Here is a 16,963-nt window from a genome sequence, read left to right as displayed (position 1 = left end):
CTACTTCAGTCATGTGTATCGATGGTTCAGGTGTGCCAAGACGAATGGTGCATAACTCCTGCAATACAGCCCACGCGGTTCCGGCTGCCGCGGAATTCCGCGGCAGCCGACGCGCGATGCGTCGCAATTGCAGGAGTTATGCACCGAGCACCGAGCACCGAGCAGCAAGCAGCGAGCACAGGCTCGCCTGTGGTTACTTCGCTTCGATGTCGTATACGTAGAACTGCGAGTTGAGCCCGTTGACCGGGTACCCGGTCAGGTCACTCGCGGCCACCACGATCTGGGGGTACAGGTACAGCCAGACGCTGGCGGCATCCGCTGCAATCTGCTCGTTGACGAGCTTCAGCTTGTCGGTCTGCTCTTCAACGGATGACGCCTGCTCGGCCTCAGAGACCCACTGGGTCACGTCTGGGTTGTTGTAGCCCCAGTAGAAGTCGGGGTTGCCGTACCAGACCACGTCGCGGTCGTTCACGTGCTCCTGCAGCGTCGCCTCGAAGTTCTGCTCCTTGAACACCTTGGTGTACCACTCGTCTGAGGTGATCGGGTTGATGTTCACCGTGACGCCGACCTTGGCGAGCTCGCTCTTCACGAACTCGGCAACGGCGGGGTGCGGGTCATACGTCGGGGTGTCGAGGGTGAACTCGAAACCGTCGGCGTAGCCGGCCTTGGCGAGCAACGACTGTGCGAGGTCAACGTCGTACGGGTTCACGTCGCTCAAGTCTTCGTACCAGGGGTCGGTCGGCGGAACCATCGAACCGATCAGGGTGCCGTAGTCGCCCCAGATGGAGTTCAGCAGCTTCTCGCGGTCGATGGCTGAGTAGAGCGCCTTGCGCACGTCCACGTTGTCGAACGGGGCGACGCGGTCGTTGAACGCGAGGATTTCCTTGGTGGTGGAGTTGCCGTCGTTCACGGTGTAGTCAGCGTTGTCTTCGAACTGCGCGAGCGAGTCGGGGCTCTGCACGCTCGTGACGATGTCGACCTGGTTGGTGAGGAGTGCGTTTCCGAGCGCTGTGGCATCCGTGAAGTAGTTGAAGACGACCTCGTCGCTCTTCGCCTTGTCTCCCCAGTACGAGTCGGAGGCCTCAAGGCTGAGCGAGCTGCCACGCTTCCAGTCGCCGAGTGTGTACGGGCCTGTGCCGTCTTCGGAGGTCTGCAGGTCGGTGGCGTCACTGTTGATGATCCACACGTAGCTGAGCAGGTACGGCAGGGAGATCGACTTGCTCGAGAGGCTGATGACAACGGTCTGGTCATCGGGCGTCTGGATGTCGGCAATGGGCTTCAGGCTCGACTTGCGTGCCGACTGGGAGTCCTCTGCGGTGACCTTCTCGATGCTCGACTTGACGTCGGCACTGGTGAGCGCCTTGCCGGAGTGGAACGTGACGCCATCCTGCAGCGTGAACGTGTAGCTCAGGCCGTCGTCGCTCAGCGTGTAGTCGGTGGCCAGCAGCGGTTCGACGGCGCCGTCATCCGTCAGCTTGAACAGACCCTCGTACACGTTGCCGTTGAAGGCCTCCGTGATGCCCTGCCCGCCGCCAGCGGTGTTGTCGAGGTTCTGTGGCTCGTAGAGCGACCCGATTTCAATGGTGCTGGCCGATGACGAAGAGCCAGAGGACGCCGGTGCGCAGCCAGCAAGTGCAAGCGTTGCAATTACTGTGGCGGCAAGCGCGGCTGTCATGGTTTTTTTCACAGAGTTCTCCTGAACCGTGGGGTTGGCGGACGGTGTTGCTGAGCGACGATCGTTCTCACCGAACGAGGCGACGCAGCGAGACTGGCATGGCGGCACGAACGGTGAACGTCAGTGAGCCAGAGGTAATGCGGGGTAGCTATGGGGTGTACAGACAGCCGAAACTTCAGTACAGGGAGTAGCCACCGCTGAAGACAACAACCTTCTCCCCTGCCTCAACAGCGAAAGCGAAGCGATTGTTCCGCGGCGGCAGTGGACAGTTGTAGTGAATCGAAAAACCGCACGGCGGCACGAAGGCCTGGTTGAAGTCGAGGATGACGGTGCTGCTGCCGCTGGTGTTGGACTCATCAGTGTTGGACTCATCGGTGTTGGACTCACCGGTGTTGGAGTCACCGGAGCGGCGCACGAAGAGGAAACGGCCGGCCTCGTAGCTGCCGTTGTCGCCTGCAGCGCCGTTCGTGGCATCGCCGAAGACGAGCAGGAGGGTGCCGCCATCGTCGAAGGCGCTGAAGCTGTAGTCGACGCCATCCCTCGTGAAGGTGATGTCGCCTGGCACGACGAGGTCGCGCGTTCCGCCGTTGTCCCTGATGTGCTCGAAGGGAACGGTGCGGCCGGAGTCGACGGGGGTGAAGGTCGCCTCAATCACCCAGCTCGGGTCGAAGTCGAAGCCCGTGATCGTCTCGAAGTTGCGAATGGAGTCAGAGGCCGCATCCCACAAGCGGATGCCGTGCTCCGGCTCCCCCGTGGCGATGTTCACGCGGGTGAGTTCCGTGACCGTCGTCGTAGCGGCCTGTTCGGTTGGCAGCGCTGCCAGCACGGCTTCAGCGCTTGGCACGGCTGCGGCATCCGTTTCGCTGTCGAACCAGCGGGTCTCCACGAGTGAGAGGTTGCCGGTTGCGGCGACGACGCTGCTGAGGCGGTGCGCCCTCCAGGCGGCCCAGCTCTCGCGGGCAGCGTCGACCACGGCGGGTGACGCGTGCAGGGTACCGGCGGAAGACGTATCGGTGGAAGAAAGAGTCATGATCCCTCAATAGTGCGCGGCTAGACGCTCGATTACCAATCAGGTTGCGAGATATGACAACCGATGCTTGTGCAACACGCTCTCTGCACCGGGTATTCCGCACCGTCGCGTTCGGTCGCAGCCGTGCGCTGGTCGCGCTGGTCTCGCTGGTCTCGCTGGTCTCGCTAGTCGCGGTGCTGGTCGCGCTCTGCACCCGTTGCGGCCATCACGCTCGGCACGAAGAGCAACACGATCACGACGATGGAGGGAAGCAGCAGTGCCCAGCCGATGTCCGGCCTGGCGTACATCCCCTGGAAGGCCCCGAGGGCCACGGCAATCTGCACGAGCTGCCAGGTGACGGCCGCTCCCCTGATCCAGGATCGGTGCCGCAACACGTTCAGCGCGATGGCGCTCACCCAGATCGCCGCAATGAGCAGGAGCACCAGAATGGCGATGGCGCTCGGCATGGAGGCCGGCGTGTCGGTCAACAGCTCGATGATCTGCCAGATCGTGACAGCCCACAGCAGCAGCGCCTCTGCGCTCACGAGAACGAAAAGGAGCTTCAGCGCGAGTGGTCGAGGGCGGTCGGCGGGGGCCGGATCGGTCGAGGAGAAGTCTTCAGACGATTTTTTCACAGGGATATCCCATACAAAACTATTGATTTGATTCAACCATTATGGGACCATATTTGAGGCGCAGTTGACGCTCACAGGGACGTGGGCAGATCTCAATACGTAGATCCGAAATATTCCTGCAGCTGCCATCCCCCGCATTTAGGCCATTTCGGCCACGCACCCACGCAACAAAGGAGCACATCACCATGGATTGGCGCGACAAAGCGGCATGCCTGACAGCTGACCCGGAGCTTTTCTTCCCGGTAGGCAACACTGGCCCGGCTGTAGACCAGATTGAAAAGGCAAAGTCGGTGTGCGCGCGTTGCAACGTCACCGAAGTTTGCCTCCAGTACGCACTTGAGACCGGTCAGGACTCCGGCGTATGGGGTGGACTCAGCGAAGACGAGCGACGAGCACTCAAACGACGTGCCGCTCGCGCACGCCGCGCTTCTTAACCCGAGCTTCTCAAATGCCGGCACCCACTGGGTGCCGGCATTTGTTTGTTAAGCGGTGAGCGCTTAGCGCTCGTGGATGTACCGGAGCGGAATCTCGATCGTCACTTCGGTACCGCTTCCCATGATCGTGTGCCAGTCGATGGTGCCGCTCAGCTCACCCTGGATCAGGGTGCGCACGATCTGCGTGCCGAGGCCTGAACCCACCTTGCCCTCTGGCAGGCCGGTTCCGTTGTCCTTCACGGTGACCGTCAGCATCTCCTCGCTGCGGGTCGCCTCGATGATGACCTCACCCTCGCGCCCGGCCAGACCATGCTCGACGGCGTTGGTGACGAGCTCGGTGAGTGCGAGCGCCAGCGGCGTGGCAAAAGCGCTCGGCAATGTGCCGAAGCTGCCGGTCAGTCGCGGGTGGGCCGTGGTGTTGTGAGCGGATGCGACCTCGGCGACCAAAAGCAGCACCCGGTCGAACACGGCGTCGAAGTCCACGCTCTGGCTGAGGCCTTCAGACAGGGTGTCGTGCACGACGGCGATGGCCGCGACCCGACGCATTGCCTGCGTGAGCGCTTCCCTCGCGGTTTCGGAGTGTGTGCGCCTGGCCTGGATGCGCAGCAGTGATGCGACGGTCTGCAGGTTGTTCTTCACCCGGTGGTGGATCTCGCGGATCGTCGCATCCTTGGTGATGAGCTCGCGTTCCTGGTGGCGGAGCTCTGTGACATCGCGGCACAGCACGATGGCGCCAATCCGCGACCCGCGCTCCCTGATCGGGATGGCGCGGAGCGACACCGTCACTCCCCTGGCCTCAATGTCGGTGCGCCACGGCGCACGGCCGGTGACCACGAGCGGCAACGACTCGTCAACGACGGCTTTGCCGGGAATCAGTCGAGTGGTGACCTCGGCCAGCGACTCGCCCTCGAGTTCGTCAGCGAAGCCCATCCGGTTGAACGCGGAGAGGGCATTCGGGCTGGCGAATGTGGTGGTCCCGTCGACGTCGAGCCTGAGCAGGCCGTCTGAGGCGCGCGGAGCCCCGCGGCGCGGGCCGGTCGGTGCTCCGAGGTCGGGGAAGTCGCCGGAGGCGATCATGGCGAACAGGTCGTTCGCGCAGTCGTTGAAGGTCAGCTCCTGGCGGCTCGGGGTGCGAGCCTCGCTGAGGTTCGTGTGCCTGGTCAACACTGCGATTGGAGCATCGGTGATCTGGGGACCTGCAGGGCTCAGGCGGCGCATGACCGGAATGGCCCGCACGCGCGTCGGAGTCTCCTCATACCAGTCGGGGGCCGTCGTATCGACGATCTTCGCGGTCTCGAAGGCCTCTGTGACCTGCTTCCGCCACTCAGCCTTGATGCTCTGGCCCACAAAGTCGCGGTAGAACAGCGTTGCGGCGCTGGAGGGCCTGGCGTGAGCCACGGCGACGAAGCTGCCTTCGTCCGTGGGAACCCACACGACGATATCGGCGAAAGCAAGATCGGCCAGCAGCTGTCCGTCGGCGACGAGCATATGCAGCCAATCGACGTCTTCCGCGCTGCTGCGGCCCTGGGCAAGTACGAGATCACTAAGCGTCGACACGTTCACAGCCTAGATCAGCCACGGGTGGCTCTGCGCACGCCCCACATCCGTTCAGAGCGCTTTCGCCGTTTCCGGGCGGCGGGAATCGGCGCGATCAGCAGCTCCTCATTCACGAACTGGCGGATGCGCGCACGCGCGGGCGACTTGGGTGAGGCATCCCGCAGGGTGCGGCCGGTCAGCACGGCTGCATCGACACCATTCTGGTCATGTGGAATGAGCACGGCGTGCTCGATGCCACCAAACCGCCGGAGCGTGGCACTGACCTGTGCGCGCGGGTCCATGCCGATGGCGCTGGCCCGCACCTTGTTCATGAAGACACTCACTCGTTCGGTGCTCAGCACATCGGCCAGCTCCACCCAGGAGCGGAGAAAGCGCGCCATCCCAACCGGATCGGCCAGCCCGCATGCCACAACGTGGTCGGCCTGGGCGAGTGCGCTCACCGTTGCCGCGTTGCGTCGCGGGGTGAAGAGGTCGCTCGAGATCTCCTCGTCGGATTCGAGGTTGAAGCCGGTGTCGATGACCACGTAGTCAACCCAGTCGCGCAGGGCCTGGATCGTTTTCGTCACCCGGTCGCCCGACAGCTCTGGCCAGCGCGATGGCCGGCCGATCCCCGTGAGCACCCAGAACGCGCCATGCGGCGAGTTGTATCGCTGCGCTATCCGCTCCAGCTCAGCACGATTGAGGGCGTCTGCACCCGCGAGCCTGCATGCCGCAGCGAAGCCAGGCGCTTCATCGAGCATCCCGAGCGTCGGCGCCACCGATCCGCTGTACGTGTCAACATCGGCCAGCACCACGGTGTGCCCAGCCGCCGCGATCTCCGCCGCGATGGTGATGGCGATCGTCGTGCGGCCAGGAGCGCCGGCCGGACCCCAGACCGCGATCACCGACCCGGCATGCAGCGAGGATGCGCTGCTGCGATCCGCGTTCCCGATCCGTTTCGGCACGTCGATGCCGCCGAGGATGAGCGCCTCGATGTCGGACCACGTCGCCGTTTCATCCACGACCTCGTACAGCCCGAGCGATGCCGCGTGGCGTCGTTCAAGGTCGGAATTCGCGACAGCAACGATGCGCACGCCGTGGTGGTCGCAGCCGGCGATCAGCTCGGCGTTCAGCGTTGCCCGCGCGGCGCCGACCACGATGGCATCCGGTGCGTAAACCGGGAGTGCGGCCAGCATCTCCCTGGCGCTCATCACGCGGGCGAGAATCGTGTGGCCGTGTTCGATCATGTCGGCAAGCAGCCGGTCTTCGGTTCGCCGGTCGAGCGACAGCGCGAGCGCCACCATGGTTAGCCGCCGATCGCCTGGTTGACCGGAACCAGTGCCAAGGAGTCGGCATTCGCCTGCGATTCAAGCACCGCGGCGACCTTGCCCTTCGGAATCAGCACCTCGACGGCCTGCCCTGTGCTGTCTGCGATGAACCCGGTCGACTCGACGATGCGCACAACGGATGCCTCCCCCACGAGAACCGCCGGCGGCCCGAACACGCCGTTTTCCGTTTCCCTGGCGCTCCAGATGTCGACGACGGTGCCTGGGCTGACGCTTTCAGGCAGCTTCCCCGTGATGTCGATGACGATGCTCGTGACGGATGCCCCGGCTTCCGTCCCGACAGCCGACGCCGGGATCAGTTCTCCCGCGGCGATACTGCGCGTGACCACGAGCCCGTCCTGAGGAAGGCTGTCCGGTGTCACGTACAGGCTGACGGCGTCGTCGAATCGCACCTGGGCGAGGACGAAGTCCGACGATTCGACGCGGTCTCCCACCATCAGAGCCTGCCGGGCTGCATACACGGCGGTCGAGCGCTCTGCGCCGGACACCAGGAGCCACACCCCGATGATGGAGGCCACGACGAGCACCAGCCCGATGGCGAATCGAGGGTCGAACCAGATTCGCTTGCGTGTCCCCGCGTCCTGCCCTACCCCCACGGTCCACCTCCGTCGCGTTGGTGTTTCTGCGTGCCGTTCCTGCGTGCCGCTGCGTGCGTGCTGACTGTCTTGCGCCTGTGCATTATTTTTGGGCGCACTCTATGGTCGCTCTCTCCCGCCCAGCCCGTGAAAGTTATCCACAACCCGTTCCCACGCGGTCGGCGCGACGGATAATCAGACATGACAGTTTCCGCCTCCCCCGATGCCCTCGGCCGCTTCCTGACCTTGGCCGACACCGCGGAAGTCCTCAGCATCACGGCCGCTGAGGCGCTTGAGCTGGTGCGCACTGGGGAGTTGCCGGCGATCAGGCTCAACGCTGCAGGCAGCTGGCGCATTGAGCGGGTCGTGCTGGAGTCGTTCATCGAGGCGAAGTACGAAGAGGCCAGGCGCATCTCGCTCTGGGAGCAGTCGGATTACGCCAACATCCCAGAGCTCTCCGGCGGCACGATCATTCGCCCAGAGAGCTGACCAGCTCGCCCCTCCGTGAGTTTCAGTACAAGGTGAGTTTCAGTACAAGCGGGCCTCAGTACACGCGGATCTGTTGCACCTGCGCCAGGGGCACGACCCGGTAGTGCAGCACCTCGCGCGACCGACGCACCGTGCCAGGTGCGTGCACGGCCAGGTCAAGGTGGTCGCGTCCAACGCGATCGATCGTGCCGGTGACGATTCCGTCGGTGGTGTGCAGTTCGACGCTTTTCCTGCGCCGACACAGGTCACGCAGCACGAACGGAAAGCCGATCCGGTCAATGACGCGAGAGGCCGATTCCACCGGCGGGTTCAGCGAAGCATCCACCTGTGACCGGGTGAGAATGACGCCGGAGATCCACGTAAAGGGGATGACGCACTGGGCGCCTCCTGACTCCGCCAGGTCTGCCGCTACCCAGTCCTTGCCGAAGGTCACCGGCCGCACGGTGAGCGTGGTGCCGGAGGCCAGAACCAGCGTGAGCGTCACGGAAGACGGCCCCATCCCGGCGTTCGACAGGCTGATCAGCCGATCGCGCAGCGACAGCCGCCCCAGGCGCAGGCGTTCTTCCTCCGCCCGAAGATCGACCTCTTCGGCGCGCAGCTCCTGCTCCAGCTGACCCTCAAGGTCGTCAAAGAGATTGTCCCAGCGCACAAGCCGAAACTAGTCGGCGCCGCAGCGCTGCGCTGAGATTCTCCACAGGCTTTATAAGCGCTAGACATCGCCATGACTCTACTGGTTGAGTTTCTGCCATGCGTTCGACCCCCATTGGGGGGTCGAATATTCCACTCATCGGAGGAGACATGCCATCACTCCCCGTACGGCCGGGCCAGGACGGATTTCACGACGCGGACTTCTTCGGAGTCCAGCCCAGCAGTCGACGGGAGCTGCCAGATCCCGAACCACTCCTGATCAACCTCACGCGCAGTGTGATCGAGGTTCTGGCTGGCGCGAGGGAGCTGGACCAGTTGGCCAGGTGGGTGAGTGATGACGTCTACAGACACCTTCTGAAGCGAGTAGTGCTCTCGGCGAGGGCTCGGGCCGTCAAAGGCCAGAGTGCGCAGCGCCCGTCGCTGTCCATCGGGAGGATCCTCATCACCGAGCCACGCGACGGGGTCATTGAGGCCGTCGTCATGGTGCACACGAAGGTACGCGCCCGCGCGGTGGCGATCAGGCTCGAAGGACTCGACAATCGCTGGCGGGCCAGCGCCATCAACGTTCTCTGAGCGCTCCTCCGCATAAAGCACACCGCAGAAACCACACTGCAGAAACCACGATGCCCCGGCCGAGTGGGCCGGGGCATCGTCTGGTTGGTGAAGCTACTTCTTCTTCGCGCGGCGCTCTGCGCGGTTCACAGGAGCTGCCGTCGGAGCAGCGCCGGCGGGGCGCTGGCCGAAGCTGCCACGCGGTGCAGGGCCGGCAGCCGCGGCGGGAGCCTCAGCCTCCGGTGCTGCTGCGGTGGTGGCGGCTGCGCGACGAGCGCGGTCCGTTGCGGCCTGCTGGATCTGGCCGCGCTGGTTGCGCACCTCGACTCCGCCCGAATCGCTCGGTGCCGTGTAGCTGAGCTTCGCGTCAGCCTGCTCGGCCGGCGTGAGGCCCTTGGCTTCGACGATCGGTCCCTTGACCTCGCCGGCGCCCTGGGTCACTTCGACGTCTAGGTTGAACAGGAACCCGACGGTCTCCTCGCGGATCTGGCCCATCATCTGCTGGAACATGGCGAAGCCTTCGCGCTGGTACTCGACCAGCGGATCGCGCTGGGCCATCGCACGCAGGCCGATGCCGTCCTTCAGGTAGTCCATTTCGTAGAGGTGGTCGCGCCAGCGACGGTCGATGACCGACAGCACAACACGACGCTCAAGCTCTCGCATGGCGGGAGATCCGAGCGACTCTTCACGGCGCTGGTACGCGACCTTGGCATCGGAGAGAATCTCGCGACGCATGAACGCGCGGTTGATCTTGCCCTTGTTGCCGGCCTCTGAGATGACCTCGTCGATAGTGATGCCTACCGGGTACAGCGTCTTCAGCTCTGTCCAGAGTGCGTCGAAGTCCCAGTCGTCGCCGTTGCCCTCGCCGGTGTGCACCTCGAGCACCTCGTCGATGACATCTTCGAGGAACTTCTGTGTGCGCTCGTGCAGGTCGTCGCCCTCGAGGATGTGACGGCGGTCGCTGTAGATCGCTTCGCGCTGGCGGTTCAGCACGTCGTCGTACTTCAGAACGTTCTTGCGGATCTCGGCGTTGCGGCCTTCCACCTGCGCCTGGGCGCTGCGGATGGCGCGGCTGACGACCTTGGATTCAATCGCCATGTCATCCGGCACACCCTGGCGGCCCATGAGTGCCTCTGCAGCACCCGCGTTGAACATGCGCATCAGGTCGTCGGTGAGCGAGAGGTAGAAGCGGCTCTCTCCAGGGTCACCCTGGCGGCCACTGCGACCACGGAGCTGGTTGTCGATGCGGCGGGATTCGTGACGCTCAGTACCGAGCACGTACAGGCCACCGGCTTCGATGACCTTGTCGGCCTCTTCCTGCACGCCGGCCTTCACGGTTTTGAAGACGTCGTCCCAGGCAGCTTCGTACTCGTTCGGCGTCTCGACGGGGCTGAAGCCCTTGGCGTTCATCTCGGCGACGGCGAGGAACTCGGCGTTGCCACCGAGCATCACGTCGGTTCCACGACCAGCCATGTTGGTGGCGACGGTGACGGATCCGAGGCGCCCGGCCTGGGCGACGATCGCTGCTTCACGAGCGTGGTTCTTGGCGTTCAGCACCTCGTGGCGCACGCCCTTCTTGGCGAGCAGGCGGGAGAGGTATTCGCTCTTCTCGACGCTCGTGGTACCAATCAGAACCGGCTGGCCCTTCTGGTGACGCTCGAGGATGTCTTCGACGACCTGGCCGAACTTCGCCTCTTCGTTCTTGTAGACGAGGTCTGGCTGGTCGATGCGCTGCATGGGCTTGTTGGTCGGGATCGACACCACACCAAGCTTGTAGGTGCTCATGAACTCGGCCGCTTCGGTTTCGGCCGTACCGGTCATGCCGGAGATCTTCGAGTACAGGCGGAAGTAGTTCTGCAGGGTCACGGTGGCCAGGGTCTGGTTCTCGGCCTTGACCGCGACGCCTTCCTTGGCTTCGATCGCCTGGTGGATGCCCTCGTTGTAGCGACGGCCCATCAGGATGCGGCCGGTGTGCTCGTCGACGATCAGCACTTCGCCGTTCATCACGACGTAGTCCTTGTCTTTCTTGAACAGCGCGTTGGCCTTGATGGCGTTGTTGAGGAACGAGATGAGCGGGGTGTTGGCCGACTCATACAGGTTGTCGATGCCGAGGTAGTCCTCGACCTTTTCGATACCGGGTTCGAGTACGCCGACGGTGCGCTTCTTCTCATCGACCTCAAAGTCGACGTCGAGCACGAGGCGCTTGGCCAGGCTGGCGAATTCGTTGAACCAGCGGTTGGCTTCACCGGATGCCGGGCCAGAGATGATCAGCGGGGTCCTGGCCTCATCGATCAGGATCGAGTCGACCTCGTCAACGACGGCGAAGTAGTGACCGCGCTGCACCATGTCCTGTGCCTGCCACGCCATGTTGTCGCGCAGGTAGTCGAAGCCGAACTCGTTGTTCGTGCCGTACGTGATGTCGCAGGCATACTCTTCGCGGCGCTGCGCGGGGGTCTGGCCGGAGATGATGCATCCGGTGGTCATGCCGAGCGCGCGGAACACGCGACCCATGAGCTCGCTCTGGTAGCTGGCCAGGTAGTCGTTCACCGTGATCACGTGCACACCACGGCTGGTGATGGCGTTCAGGTATGCGGCGGTCGTCGCGACGAGGGTCTTGCCCTCACCGGTCTTCATCTCGGCGATGTTTCCGAGGTGCAGCGCCGCGCCACCCATGAGCTGCACGTCGAAGTGACGAAGGCCCAGGGTACGAACGGATGCTTCCCTGACGGCCGCAAAGGCCTCAGGCAGCAGGTCGTCGAGCGATTCACCGTTGGAATAACGCTCGCGAAGCGCGACCGTCTCGTTCTTCAGTTCCTCATCGCTGAGTTCTGTGAAGTCGTCTTCCAAGGCGTTGATCGCTTTGGCGTAGTTCTCAAGGCGACGAAGGGTACGCCCTTCACCAACACGAAGAACTTTTTCAAGAATTGAGGCCACGAATGCACTCCAGTAGTCGTCACGGCGCATGCACACGCCTGTCGTCCTGTCGGACGCCTTTGTTCTGCTGTCGAAACAGCGCGCCGACGTAGGCGGCAACTATAGCAATGCTACTCGGTCGCCGGCTGCGACATGTGGCAGCCGGCGACCGAGCTCATGTCGCCTCGGGGCTGTTAGGCCTCCAGGAGGACTTCAGACTCGGTGGCCAGACCGATGACGCCGTAGTCCCAGCCCTTACGCCGGTAGACCACGCTCGGCCGGTTGGTCTCCGAGTCCTGGAAAAGGTAGAAATCGTGACCGACAAGCTCCATGAAGTAGAGCGCGTCGTCGACGGTCATCGGCGCCGATGCGAACACCTTCTTACGGATGACGATGGGCGAGTACACCTCGTCGGACTCCTGATCCGATTCCTCGCTCGTCACGATGGGAATCGCACCCGTGCGCACTCGTTCAAGTACCTCGGGGGCAGCGGGCGTGATATCCACGTTGCTGAACCCCTGAGTGGATGCTTCGTGCAGTGACGTTGGACGGTGGGCACCACCACGGTGCACCTTCTTGCGGTCCTTTGCGCGGCGAATCCGTTCAAGGAGACGTCCAAGCGCAACGTCGAAGGCAGCGAACTTGTCGGAGCCTTCTGCTTCAGCCCGCACCAGCGGGCCCTTGCCGATGAGTGTGAGTTCCACTCGGTCTGAGCCAGATGAACCGTTCTTCTCCTGGCGACTGACTTTAATCTCGAGGACCAATGCCTTGTCAGCGAGGCTCTCGACCTTGCCGGCTTTTTCCGTGGCGTATTCACGGAATCGATCAGTGATCTCCAGGTTGCGTCCGACGATGTTAGTTTCCATGACGACCTCCAGATCAGGGCCAACCGCCCAGATTCCGGGCGATTGTTTATGCCTTTCCTCCACCGTACTGTGGCCCAAGTCAGATGTCACAGCTTTCGCCGATGAGTATTCTATGAAGCCGATTCTGCCCCGTAACGACGGGGCGTCCCGGCGAGCGCCGACACACCGACAACGACTCCGCCCGCCGCGGTCAGCGCGCGAATTGCTTCTCGAATGCTGGCTCCTGTCGTGACAATGTCGTCAACGATGAGGAATTCGCGGCCGTCAAGCCGCCCGACTGCGCGCATCGACCCGTGCTTGTTCTCGGCTCGCTCGCGTCGTGTCAGGCCCACCTGGTCCACGGTGTCCTCGACGAGCCTCAGCAGGCGCCCTGGCGGCCGAAGTCCGCACCGGGCGACGAGCAGGTTGACCGGGTGGTAGCCGCGGCTTCGCCAGGCGGATGCCGCGGAGGGGATGGTGACCAGCTCAACCCCCGCCGGCGGGCCGTTGGCCTGAGCGCTCGAGCTCACTGCAGCCCGAACTCCAGCCTGCAGGGGTGCCGCGGCCAGCGCCGCCGCGAGCGCCGGACGGAGGGCCGCGGCGAGCGCGCCGGCGGCATCCGTTCGCCCACCGTCTTTGTAGGCCGCGATGACGCTGCGAGCGACGCCCGCGTACTCGAGGGAGATCCACACGACGAAGCCGTCGCGACGTACGAGGTGCACGCTGGGGCGGAGTGCGATGCAGCAGGCGGCGCACAGCGCGGCATCGTCGGCCCCGCAGCCGCTGCACATCGTGGGGAAGAACACCGACAGTGCGTCCCGCACGGCATGGCGAACAGCATCGAGCAGCGTGGGGCCGCCCTCAGCTCGAGGACTGTTCATGAGTCAACGCTGCTCCGTCGGCACACCGCGCTCCCGTGCAGGGTTCGATCGGGGCGTATCCCGCCGCGGCTGCCTGCTGTGGAGGAGGCCGGATCGTCCCCGAGTTCGAGCCCTGGTCTAGCCCGTGTCCTGGCCTAGCCCGTCCCCTGCTGCGTGCCGACCAGCACCACGCTGTCGACGCGCTCCTGCCAACCGGCCCCGCGCCGCACCTGGAGTCCGCCAGTGGACGACAGCGCCTTCACGTCACGGAGCGAGTTGCCGCCCGTGATCGAGACGCTGGTCGGTGCAGCCTCGAGCACCGAGCTCGTGCCGCCGATCCGCTGAGCGATGATGCGCTCTTCGCCGGTGGGCAGCCTCGTGAGGGAGGCGACGGTGAGCTCGTCGATCCAGGTCGCGTCCAATGGCGTTCCTGTGGTCGCTGTCAGGTCGAGCGGGTCGCCGAGACTCACCGGAACCGTGCCCTCGCGCGTGATGCCGACGACAACGAAGCGGGTGTCGTCTGTGCCAGACCCGAGGAGCGCGATGAGGCGGGTGCCGTCCCGCGACACCTGCAGGGTACGGATGCTCGATGCCTCAGGCCACGGGGTCTGCAGCACCACAGAGTCGCCGGAGGTGTTCGTCACGTTGAGCGTTGACGGGCTGGCGCCCTGGGCGGTCCAGACGTAGCCGGAGGTGTCGACGGAGGGCGCGACGAGGCCTGGGCGTCCGTCCAGCAGCACAGGGGCGTCGCCGAGCCGCACCCCGTAGACTCCCCCTGCCGTCAGTGCAGCGGCGACAGTCTGCCTGGCCGACAGGGCAACGGCGGTGGGGTTCAGCGCCGCCACGGAATCTGACAGCCCGGCAATCGGCGTGATCGATTGGCCGGTTGCCGCGAGGAACCCGAATTCGCCATCACGCAGGATGAGGGCGCGTGCGTCAACACGCTGATTGACGATGGGCGGCGACGTGACCAGGTCGCCGATGTCCTGCGGGTTCTGGTTGATGGTGACCGTCACGGAGATCCCAGTCGGCAGGCTCGTCGCCAGCTGGGCCTTCATGCGCTGCAGGGTGATCCGGTCGGCGTTCAGGGCCTCGGCGTTCAGGTCGACCTTGGCGTCGTTCGAGACCACCTGCACGGCATCCGCTGTCAGTTCTGTGCCCTGAGGGAACGCGCTGGTGACGGCGCCGTCGAGCCACGCGCTCGGCCCGGCGAGCACGCCCTTCACGATACGGGTCGGCGTGGTCGCGCCGCGCGGGTACCAGCGTTGGTCAGGCACCAGGTAGCTGAACGTCGGGTCGTAGAAGTACAGCTCCTGGGCGCTGAACACGTCGGAGAAGGTGTTGAAGTCGATGATCGTGCCGTTCGGTGCCTGGCTGATGCGCCACTGCCCGTCGACCTGCTCGAACTGGTAGCGCAGCGGCACCGGGGTGACCGTGTCGCCCTCGGTGAACTCACCGCTGGCGTCGACATCCGCTAGGGGGATGATCGACAGCATGATCGATTGCGCGTCGATGGCGACGGCCTCGCGGTCGCCCTCGTCGACGGTGACGCCGGCGTCCGGTTCCCAGGCCTCGTTGAAGGCTGGCGTGAGGAATTCGCGCGCGATCGCGTACTTGTTCTCAGGGCTGGAGGCCGCGTCGATGAAGCCGCGCAGGATCTCCTCCTGCGTGGCGTCCTTCTGCGGTCGCTGCGGCAGGAAGACGGGGGCTGGGCTGTCGCCGGCCTCGATCACCTGGCCCTGGTGCACGCCACCATCGCGCGGAATGCCCGTGCAGGCGGTGAGCAGCACCGCGATCATGCCGATGCCGGCGATAACGGCAGCGGATGCCGATTTTCTAGACAATGGGATTACCTCCGAGCCGCGTGTCGGCGTCCTCAGGTGGAAGCGGTAGTGGGGATTTCGCGATGATTCCGTGGGCCACCCTGGGCACCGTGAGCCGGAAACAGGAGCCGACGCCCGGCTTCGACCAGACGTCCAGTCGGCCGGAGTGGGCTATCGCGTCGCCGCGTGAAATGGCCAGGCCGAGACCTGTGCCGCCGATGGTGCGCTGCCTGGAGGGGTCTGCGCGCCAGAACCTGTCGAAGACGTGAGAGACGTCGGACTCGTCCATGCCGAGCCCGTAGTCACGCACCGACAGCGCGACAGCACTCTGGTTGCTGTCGACAGACACCACGATCGGCCGTCCTTCCCCGTGCTCGATGGCGTTGCCGATCAGGTTCAGCAGGATGCGACGGATGCGACGCGGGTCGACTTCTGCGTTCAGGTGCCCGCCAGGAGCCACGAAGCGCAGGTCGCTGCCCTTCGACTCTGCCAGGGTGCGCATGCTGTCGATGGCGTCTTCCGCGAGGTGGACCAGGTTGGTCGGCTCTGTCTCCAGCTGCACAGATCCGGCGTCGTAGCGGCTGATCTCCAGTAGGTCACCGAGGAGCCCCTCGAAGCGTTGCACCTGGGTGTGCAGCAACTCTGTGGTTCTCCGGGTGGCCGGGGGGAACGTCATCCGCTGGTCGTACAACACGTCACCGGCCAGACGAATCGTGGTCAGCGGCGTGCGCAGCTCGTGTGACACGTCGGAGACGAAGCGTTGTTGCACCTCGGAGAGTTCTGCAAGCTCCTTGATCTGGCTTTGCAGGCTGTCGGCCATCCCGTTGAACGAGCGCGCCAGCGTGGCGATGACGTCTTCGCCCTTTTCAGGGATCCGCACCTCCAGGTCACCGGAGGCCAGTTTCTGGCTGGTCTCCGCCGCAACCCTGATCGGTGTGACGACGAACCTGACCACGATCCAGGTGACGGCGCCGATGAGGAGGATGAGCACGATGTCGGCGATCACGAGCGTGCGCTGCACGAACGCCAGGGTGTTCTCCGCGTCGGCCATGCTGTACCCGATGTACAGCTCGTAGCTGCCGGCGACGGGCACCGTGAGCTGGGAGCCGACCACGATGCCGGGGATCGTCGTCCCGTCGGCTGTCGTCAGCGTCACCGACTGCCAGAACTGCTCGCCAGGGTTCTCCTGAACGGATGTCCGCAGCTCCTCCGAAATCACGCTGCGGGATTCCCCGAAGGTGGAGAAGTCCTGCGGGGTTGCCACTGACGGCTCCTGGCCTGGCACGCGGAACACCGCCATCAGGCTCGACGACGACGCGGCGGTGATGGTGGTTTGCGTGGTGCGGAGCAGCGACTGCACCTGCACCTTGTCGGCGGCATCCGATGAATCGAGCAGGCCCTGTGCCGCGGTGGTCGCCCGGTGTGAATCGGCGAGCACCTGGTTGAGGCGCGACTGGAACAGGTCGTTGCCGATACTGATCGACATGTAGACGCCAACCAGCACGATGGCAACGCCAGACAGCACGAGGGTGACGGAGACGGTACGGAAGTGCAGCGACGACCGCCAGGTCGCCCTGAACATGGCCGGCCAGGAGCGCCACGAACGCCAGAAGGTCGACCGGG

The 16,963-nt window shown here is 64.5% G+C and carries 15 protein-coding genes; 3 read left to right on the top strand and 12 right to left on the bottom strand.

Annotated features, from left to right (window positions below; translation table 11 throughout):
- Window positions 1-193 precede the first annotated feature (193 nt).
- From AC25Z0_RS12500 to AC25Z0_RS12490, 3 genes are all read right to left on the bottom strand, one after another.
- Window positions 194-1,687, bottom strand: coding sequence for an ABC transporter substrate-binding protein (locus AC25Z0_RS12500; RefSeq protein ID WP_488133413.1), 1,494 nt, complete (start codon window positions 1,685-1,687; stop codon window positions 194-196).
- A gap of 163 nt (window positions 1,688-1,850) precedes the next feature.
- The gene (locus AC25Z0_RS12495; protein ID WP_488133412.1) at window positions 1,851-2,705 is read right to left on the bottom strand and encodes a DUF1684 domain-containing protein; all 855 of its coding nucleotides are present in this window, start codon (window positions 2,703-2,705) and stop codon (window positions 1,851-1,853) included.
- A gap of 164 nt (window positions 2,706-2,869) precedes the next feature.
- The gene (locus tag AC25Z0_RS12490) at window positions 2,870-3,319 is read right to left on the bottom strand and encodes a hypothetical protein (RefSeq protein WP_488133411.1); all 450 of its coding nucleotides are present in this window, start codon (window positions 3,317-3,319) and stop codon (window positions 2,870-2,872) included.
- Between the two features lie 185 nt (window positions 3,320-3,504).
- Between AC25Z0_RS12490 and AC25Z0_RS12485 the strand changes: the two genes are divergently transcribed.
- The gene (locus AC25Z0_RS12485; RefSeq protein ID WP_035837005.1) at window positions 3,505-3,753 is read left to right on the top strand and encodes a WhiB family transcriptional regulator; all 249 of its coding nucleotides are present in this window, start codon (window positions 3,505-3,507) and stop codon (window positions 3,751-3,753) included.
- A gap of 63 nt (window positions 3,754-3,816) precedes the next feature.
- On the opposite strand, the gene AC25Z0_RS12480 is transcribed toward AC25Z0_RS12485, so the two are convergent.
- The 3 genes from AC25Z0_RS12480 to AC25Z0_RS12470 are packed head-to-tail and all read right to left on the bottom strand — an operon-like array spanning window position 3,817 to window position 7,231.
- Complete coding sequence (locus tag AC25Z0_RS12480; RefSeq protein ID WP_488119980.1) at window positions 3,817-5,310, bottom strand: sensor histidine kinase; 1,494 nt, start codon at window positions 5,308-5,310, stop codon at window positions 3,817-3,819.
- A 14-nt stretch (window positions 5,311-5,324) separates the two neighbouring features.
- Complete coding sequence (locus AC25Z0_RS12475; protein ID WP_488133410.1) at window positions 5,325-6,593, bottom strand: CpaE/TadZ family protein; 1,269 nt, start codon at window positions 6,591-6,593, stop codon at window positions 5,325-5,327.
- Between the two features lie 2 nt (window positions 6,594-6,595).
- Complete coding sequence (locus AC25Z0_RS12470) at window positions 6,596-7,231, bottom strand: hypothetical protein (protein ID WP_488133409.1); 636 nt, start codon at window positions 7,229-7,231, stop codon at window positions 6,596-6,598.
- 180 nt (window positions 7,232-7,411) lie between these two features.
- On the opposite strand from AC25Z0_RS12470, the gene AC25Z0_RS12465 reads away from it, so the two are divergent.
- Window positions 7,412-7,699 (top strand): helix-turn-helix domain-containing protein, encoded by a 288-nt coding sequence (locus AC25Z0_RS12465; protein ID WP_488119977.1) that lies wholly within the window; start codon window positions 7,412-7,414, stop codon window positions 7,697-7,699.
- Window positions 7,700-7,754: 55 nt separating this feature from the next.
- Here AC25Z0_RS12465 and AC25Z0_RS12460 read toward each other — a convergent pair whose 3' ends face one another.
- Window positions 7,755-8,348 carry a hypothetical protein gene (locus AC25Z0_RS12460; RefSeq protein WP_488133408.1) on the bottom strand — a complete coding sequence of 198 codons (594 nt, stop codon included), beginning with the start codon at window positions 8,346-8,348 and terminating at the stop codon, window positions 7,755-7,757.
- A 149-nt stretch (window positions 8,349-8,497) separates the two neighbouring features.
- On the opposite strand from AC25Z0_RS12460, the gene AC25Z0_RS12455 reads away from it, so the two are divergent.
- Complete coding sequence (locus tag AC25Z0_RS12455) at window positions 8,498-8,920, top strand: Rv3235 family protein (RefSeq protein WP_488119975.1); 423 nt, start codon at window positions 8,498-8,500, stop codon at window positions 8,918-8,920.
- Between the two features lie 93 nt (window positions 8,921-9,013).
- Here the strand turns inward: AC25Z0_RS12455 and secA are convergent, their stop codons facing one another.
- From secA to mtrB, 5 genes are all read right to left on the bottom strand, one after another.
- Window positions 9,014-11,833, bottom strand: a complete 2,820-nt coding sequence (secA, locus tag AC25Z0_RS12450; protein WP_488133636.1) for a preprotein translocase subunit SecA — start codon at window positions 11,831-11,833, stop codon at window positions 9,014-9,016.
- Between the two features lie 173 nt (window positions 11,834-12,006).
- The gene (gene hpf / locus AC25Z0_RS12445; protein ID WP_488119974.1) at window positions 12,007-12,678 is read right to left on the bottom strand and encodes a ribosome hibernation-promoting factor, HPF/YfiA family; all 672 of its coding nucleotides are present in this window, start codon (window positions 12,676-12,678) and stop codon (window positions 12,007-12,009) included.
- A gap of 110 nt (window positions 12,679-12,788) precedes the next feature.
- A complete protein-coding gene (locus AC25Z0_RS12440) occupies window positions 12,789-13,538 on the bottom strand; it encodes a ComF family protein (RefSeq protein WP_488133407.1) in 750 nt (249 codons plus the stop codon).
- 134 nt (window positions 13,539-13,672) lie between these two features.
- On the bottom strand, window positions 13,673-15,361 hold the full coding sequence (locus tag AC25Z0_RS12435) for an LpqB family beta-propeller domain-containing protein (protein ID WP_488119972.1): 1,689 nt from the start codon (window positions 15,359-15,361) through the stop codon (window positions 13,673-13,675).
- Window positions 15,354-16,922, bottom strand: coding sequence for an MtrAB system histidine kinase MtrB (gene mtrB / locus AC25Z0_RS12430; protein WP_488120455.1), 1,569 nt, complete (start codon window positions 16,920-16,922; stop codon window positions 15,354-15,356). The genes AC25Z0_RS12435 and mtrB overlap by 8 nt, the downstream gene beginning before the upstream one ends.
- Window positions 16,923-16,963 lie beyond the last annotated feature (41 nt).

The organism is Leifsonia sp. Y862 (assembly GCF_057669585.1).
The sequence above is the reverse complement of the archived record's forward strand: the minus strand, read 5'-3'. Positions and strand labels throughout refer to the sequence as shown.

Bases quoted from the DNA above. Each gene is read 5' to 3' on its own strand.
- AC25Z0_RS12485 (WP_035837005.1), top strand. From the start codon at position 3,505: ATGGATTGGCGCGACAAAGCGGCATGCCTGACAGCTGACCCGGAGCTT.
- AC25Z0_RS12475 (WP_488133410.1), bottom strand. From the start codon at position 6,593: ATGGTGGCGCTCGCGCTGTCGCTCGACCGGCGAACCGAAGACCGGCTG.
- AC25Z0_RS12440 (WP_488133407.1), bottom strand. From the start codon at position 13,538: ATGAACAGTCCTCGAGCTGAGGGCGGCCCCACGCTGCTCGATGCTGTT.
- AC25Z0_RS12495 (WP_488133412.1), bottom strand. From the start codon at position 2,705: ATGACTCTTTCTTCCACCGATACGTCTTCCGCCGGTACCCTGCACGCG.
- hpf (WP_488119974.1), bottom strand. From the start codon at position 12,678: ATGGAAACTAACATCGTCGGACGCAACCTGGAGATCACTGATCGATTC.
- mtrB (WP_488120455.1), bottom strand. From the start codon at position 16,922: ATGTTCAGGGCGACCTGGCGGTCGTCGCTGCACTTCCGTACCGTCTCC.
- AC25Z0_RS12465 (WP_488119977.1), top strand. From the start codon at position 7,412: ATGACAGTTTCCGCCTCCCCCGATGCCCTCGGCCGCTTCCTGACCTTG.
- AC25Z0_RS12455 (WP_488119975.1), top strand. From the start codon at position 8,498: ATGCCATCACTCCCCGTACGGCCGGGCCAGGACGGATTTCACGACGCG.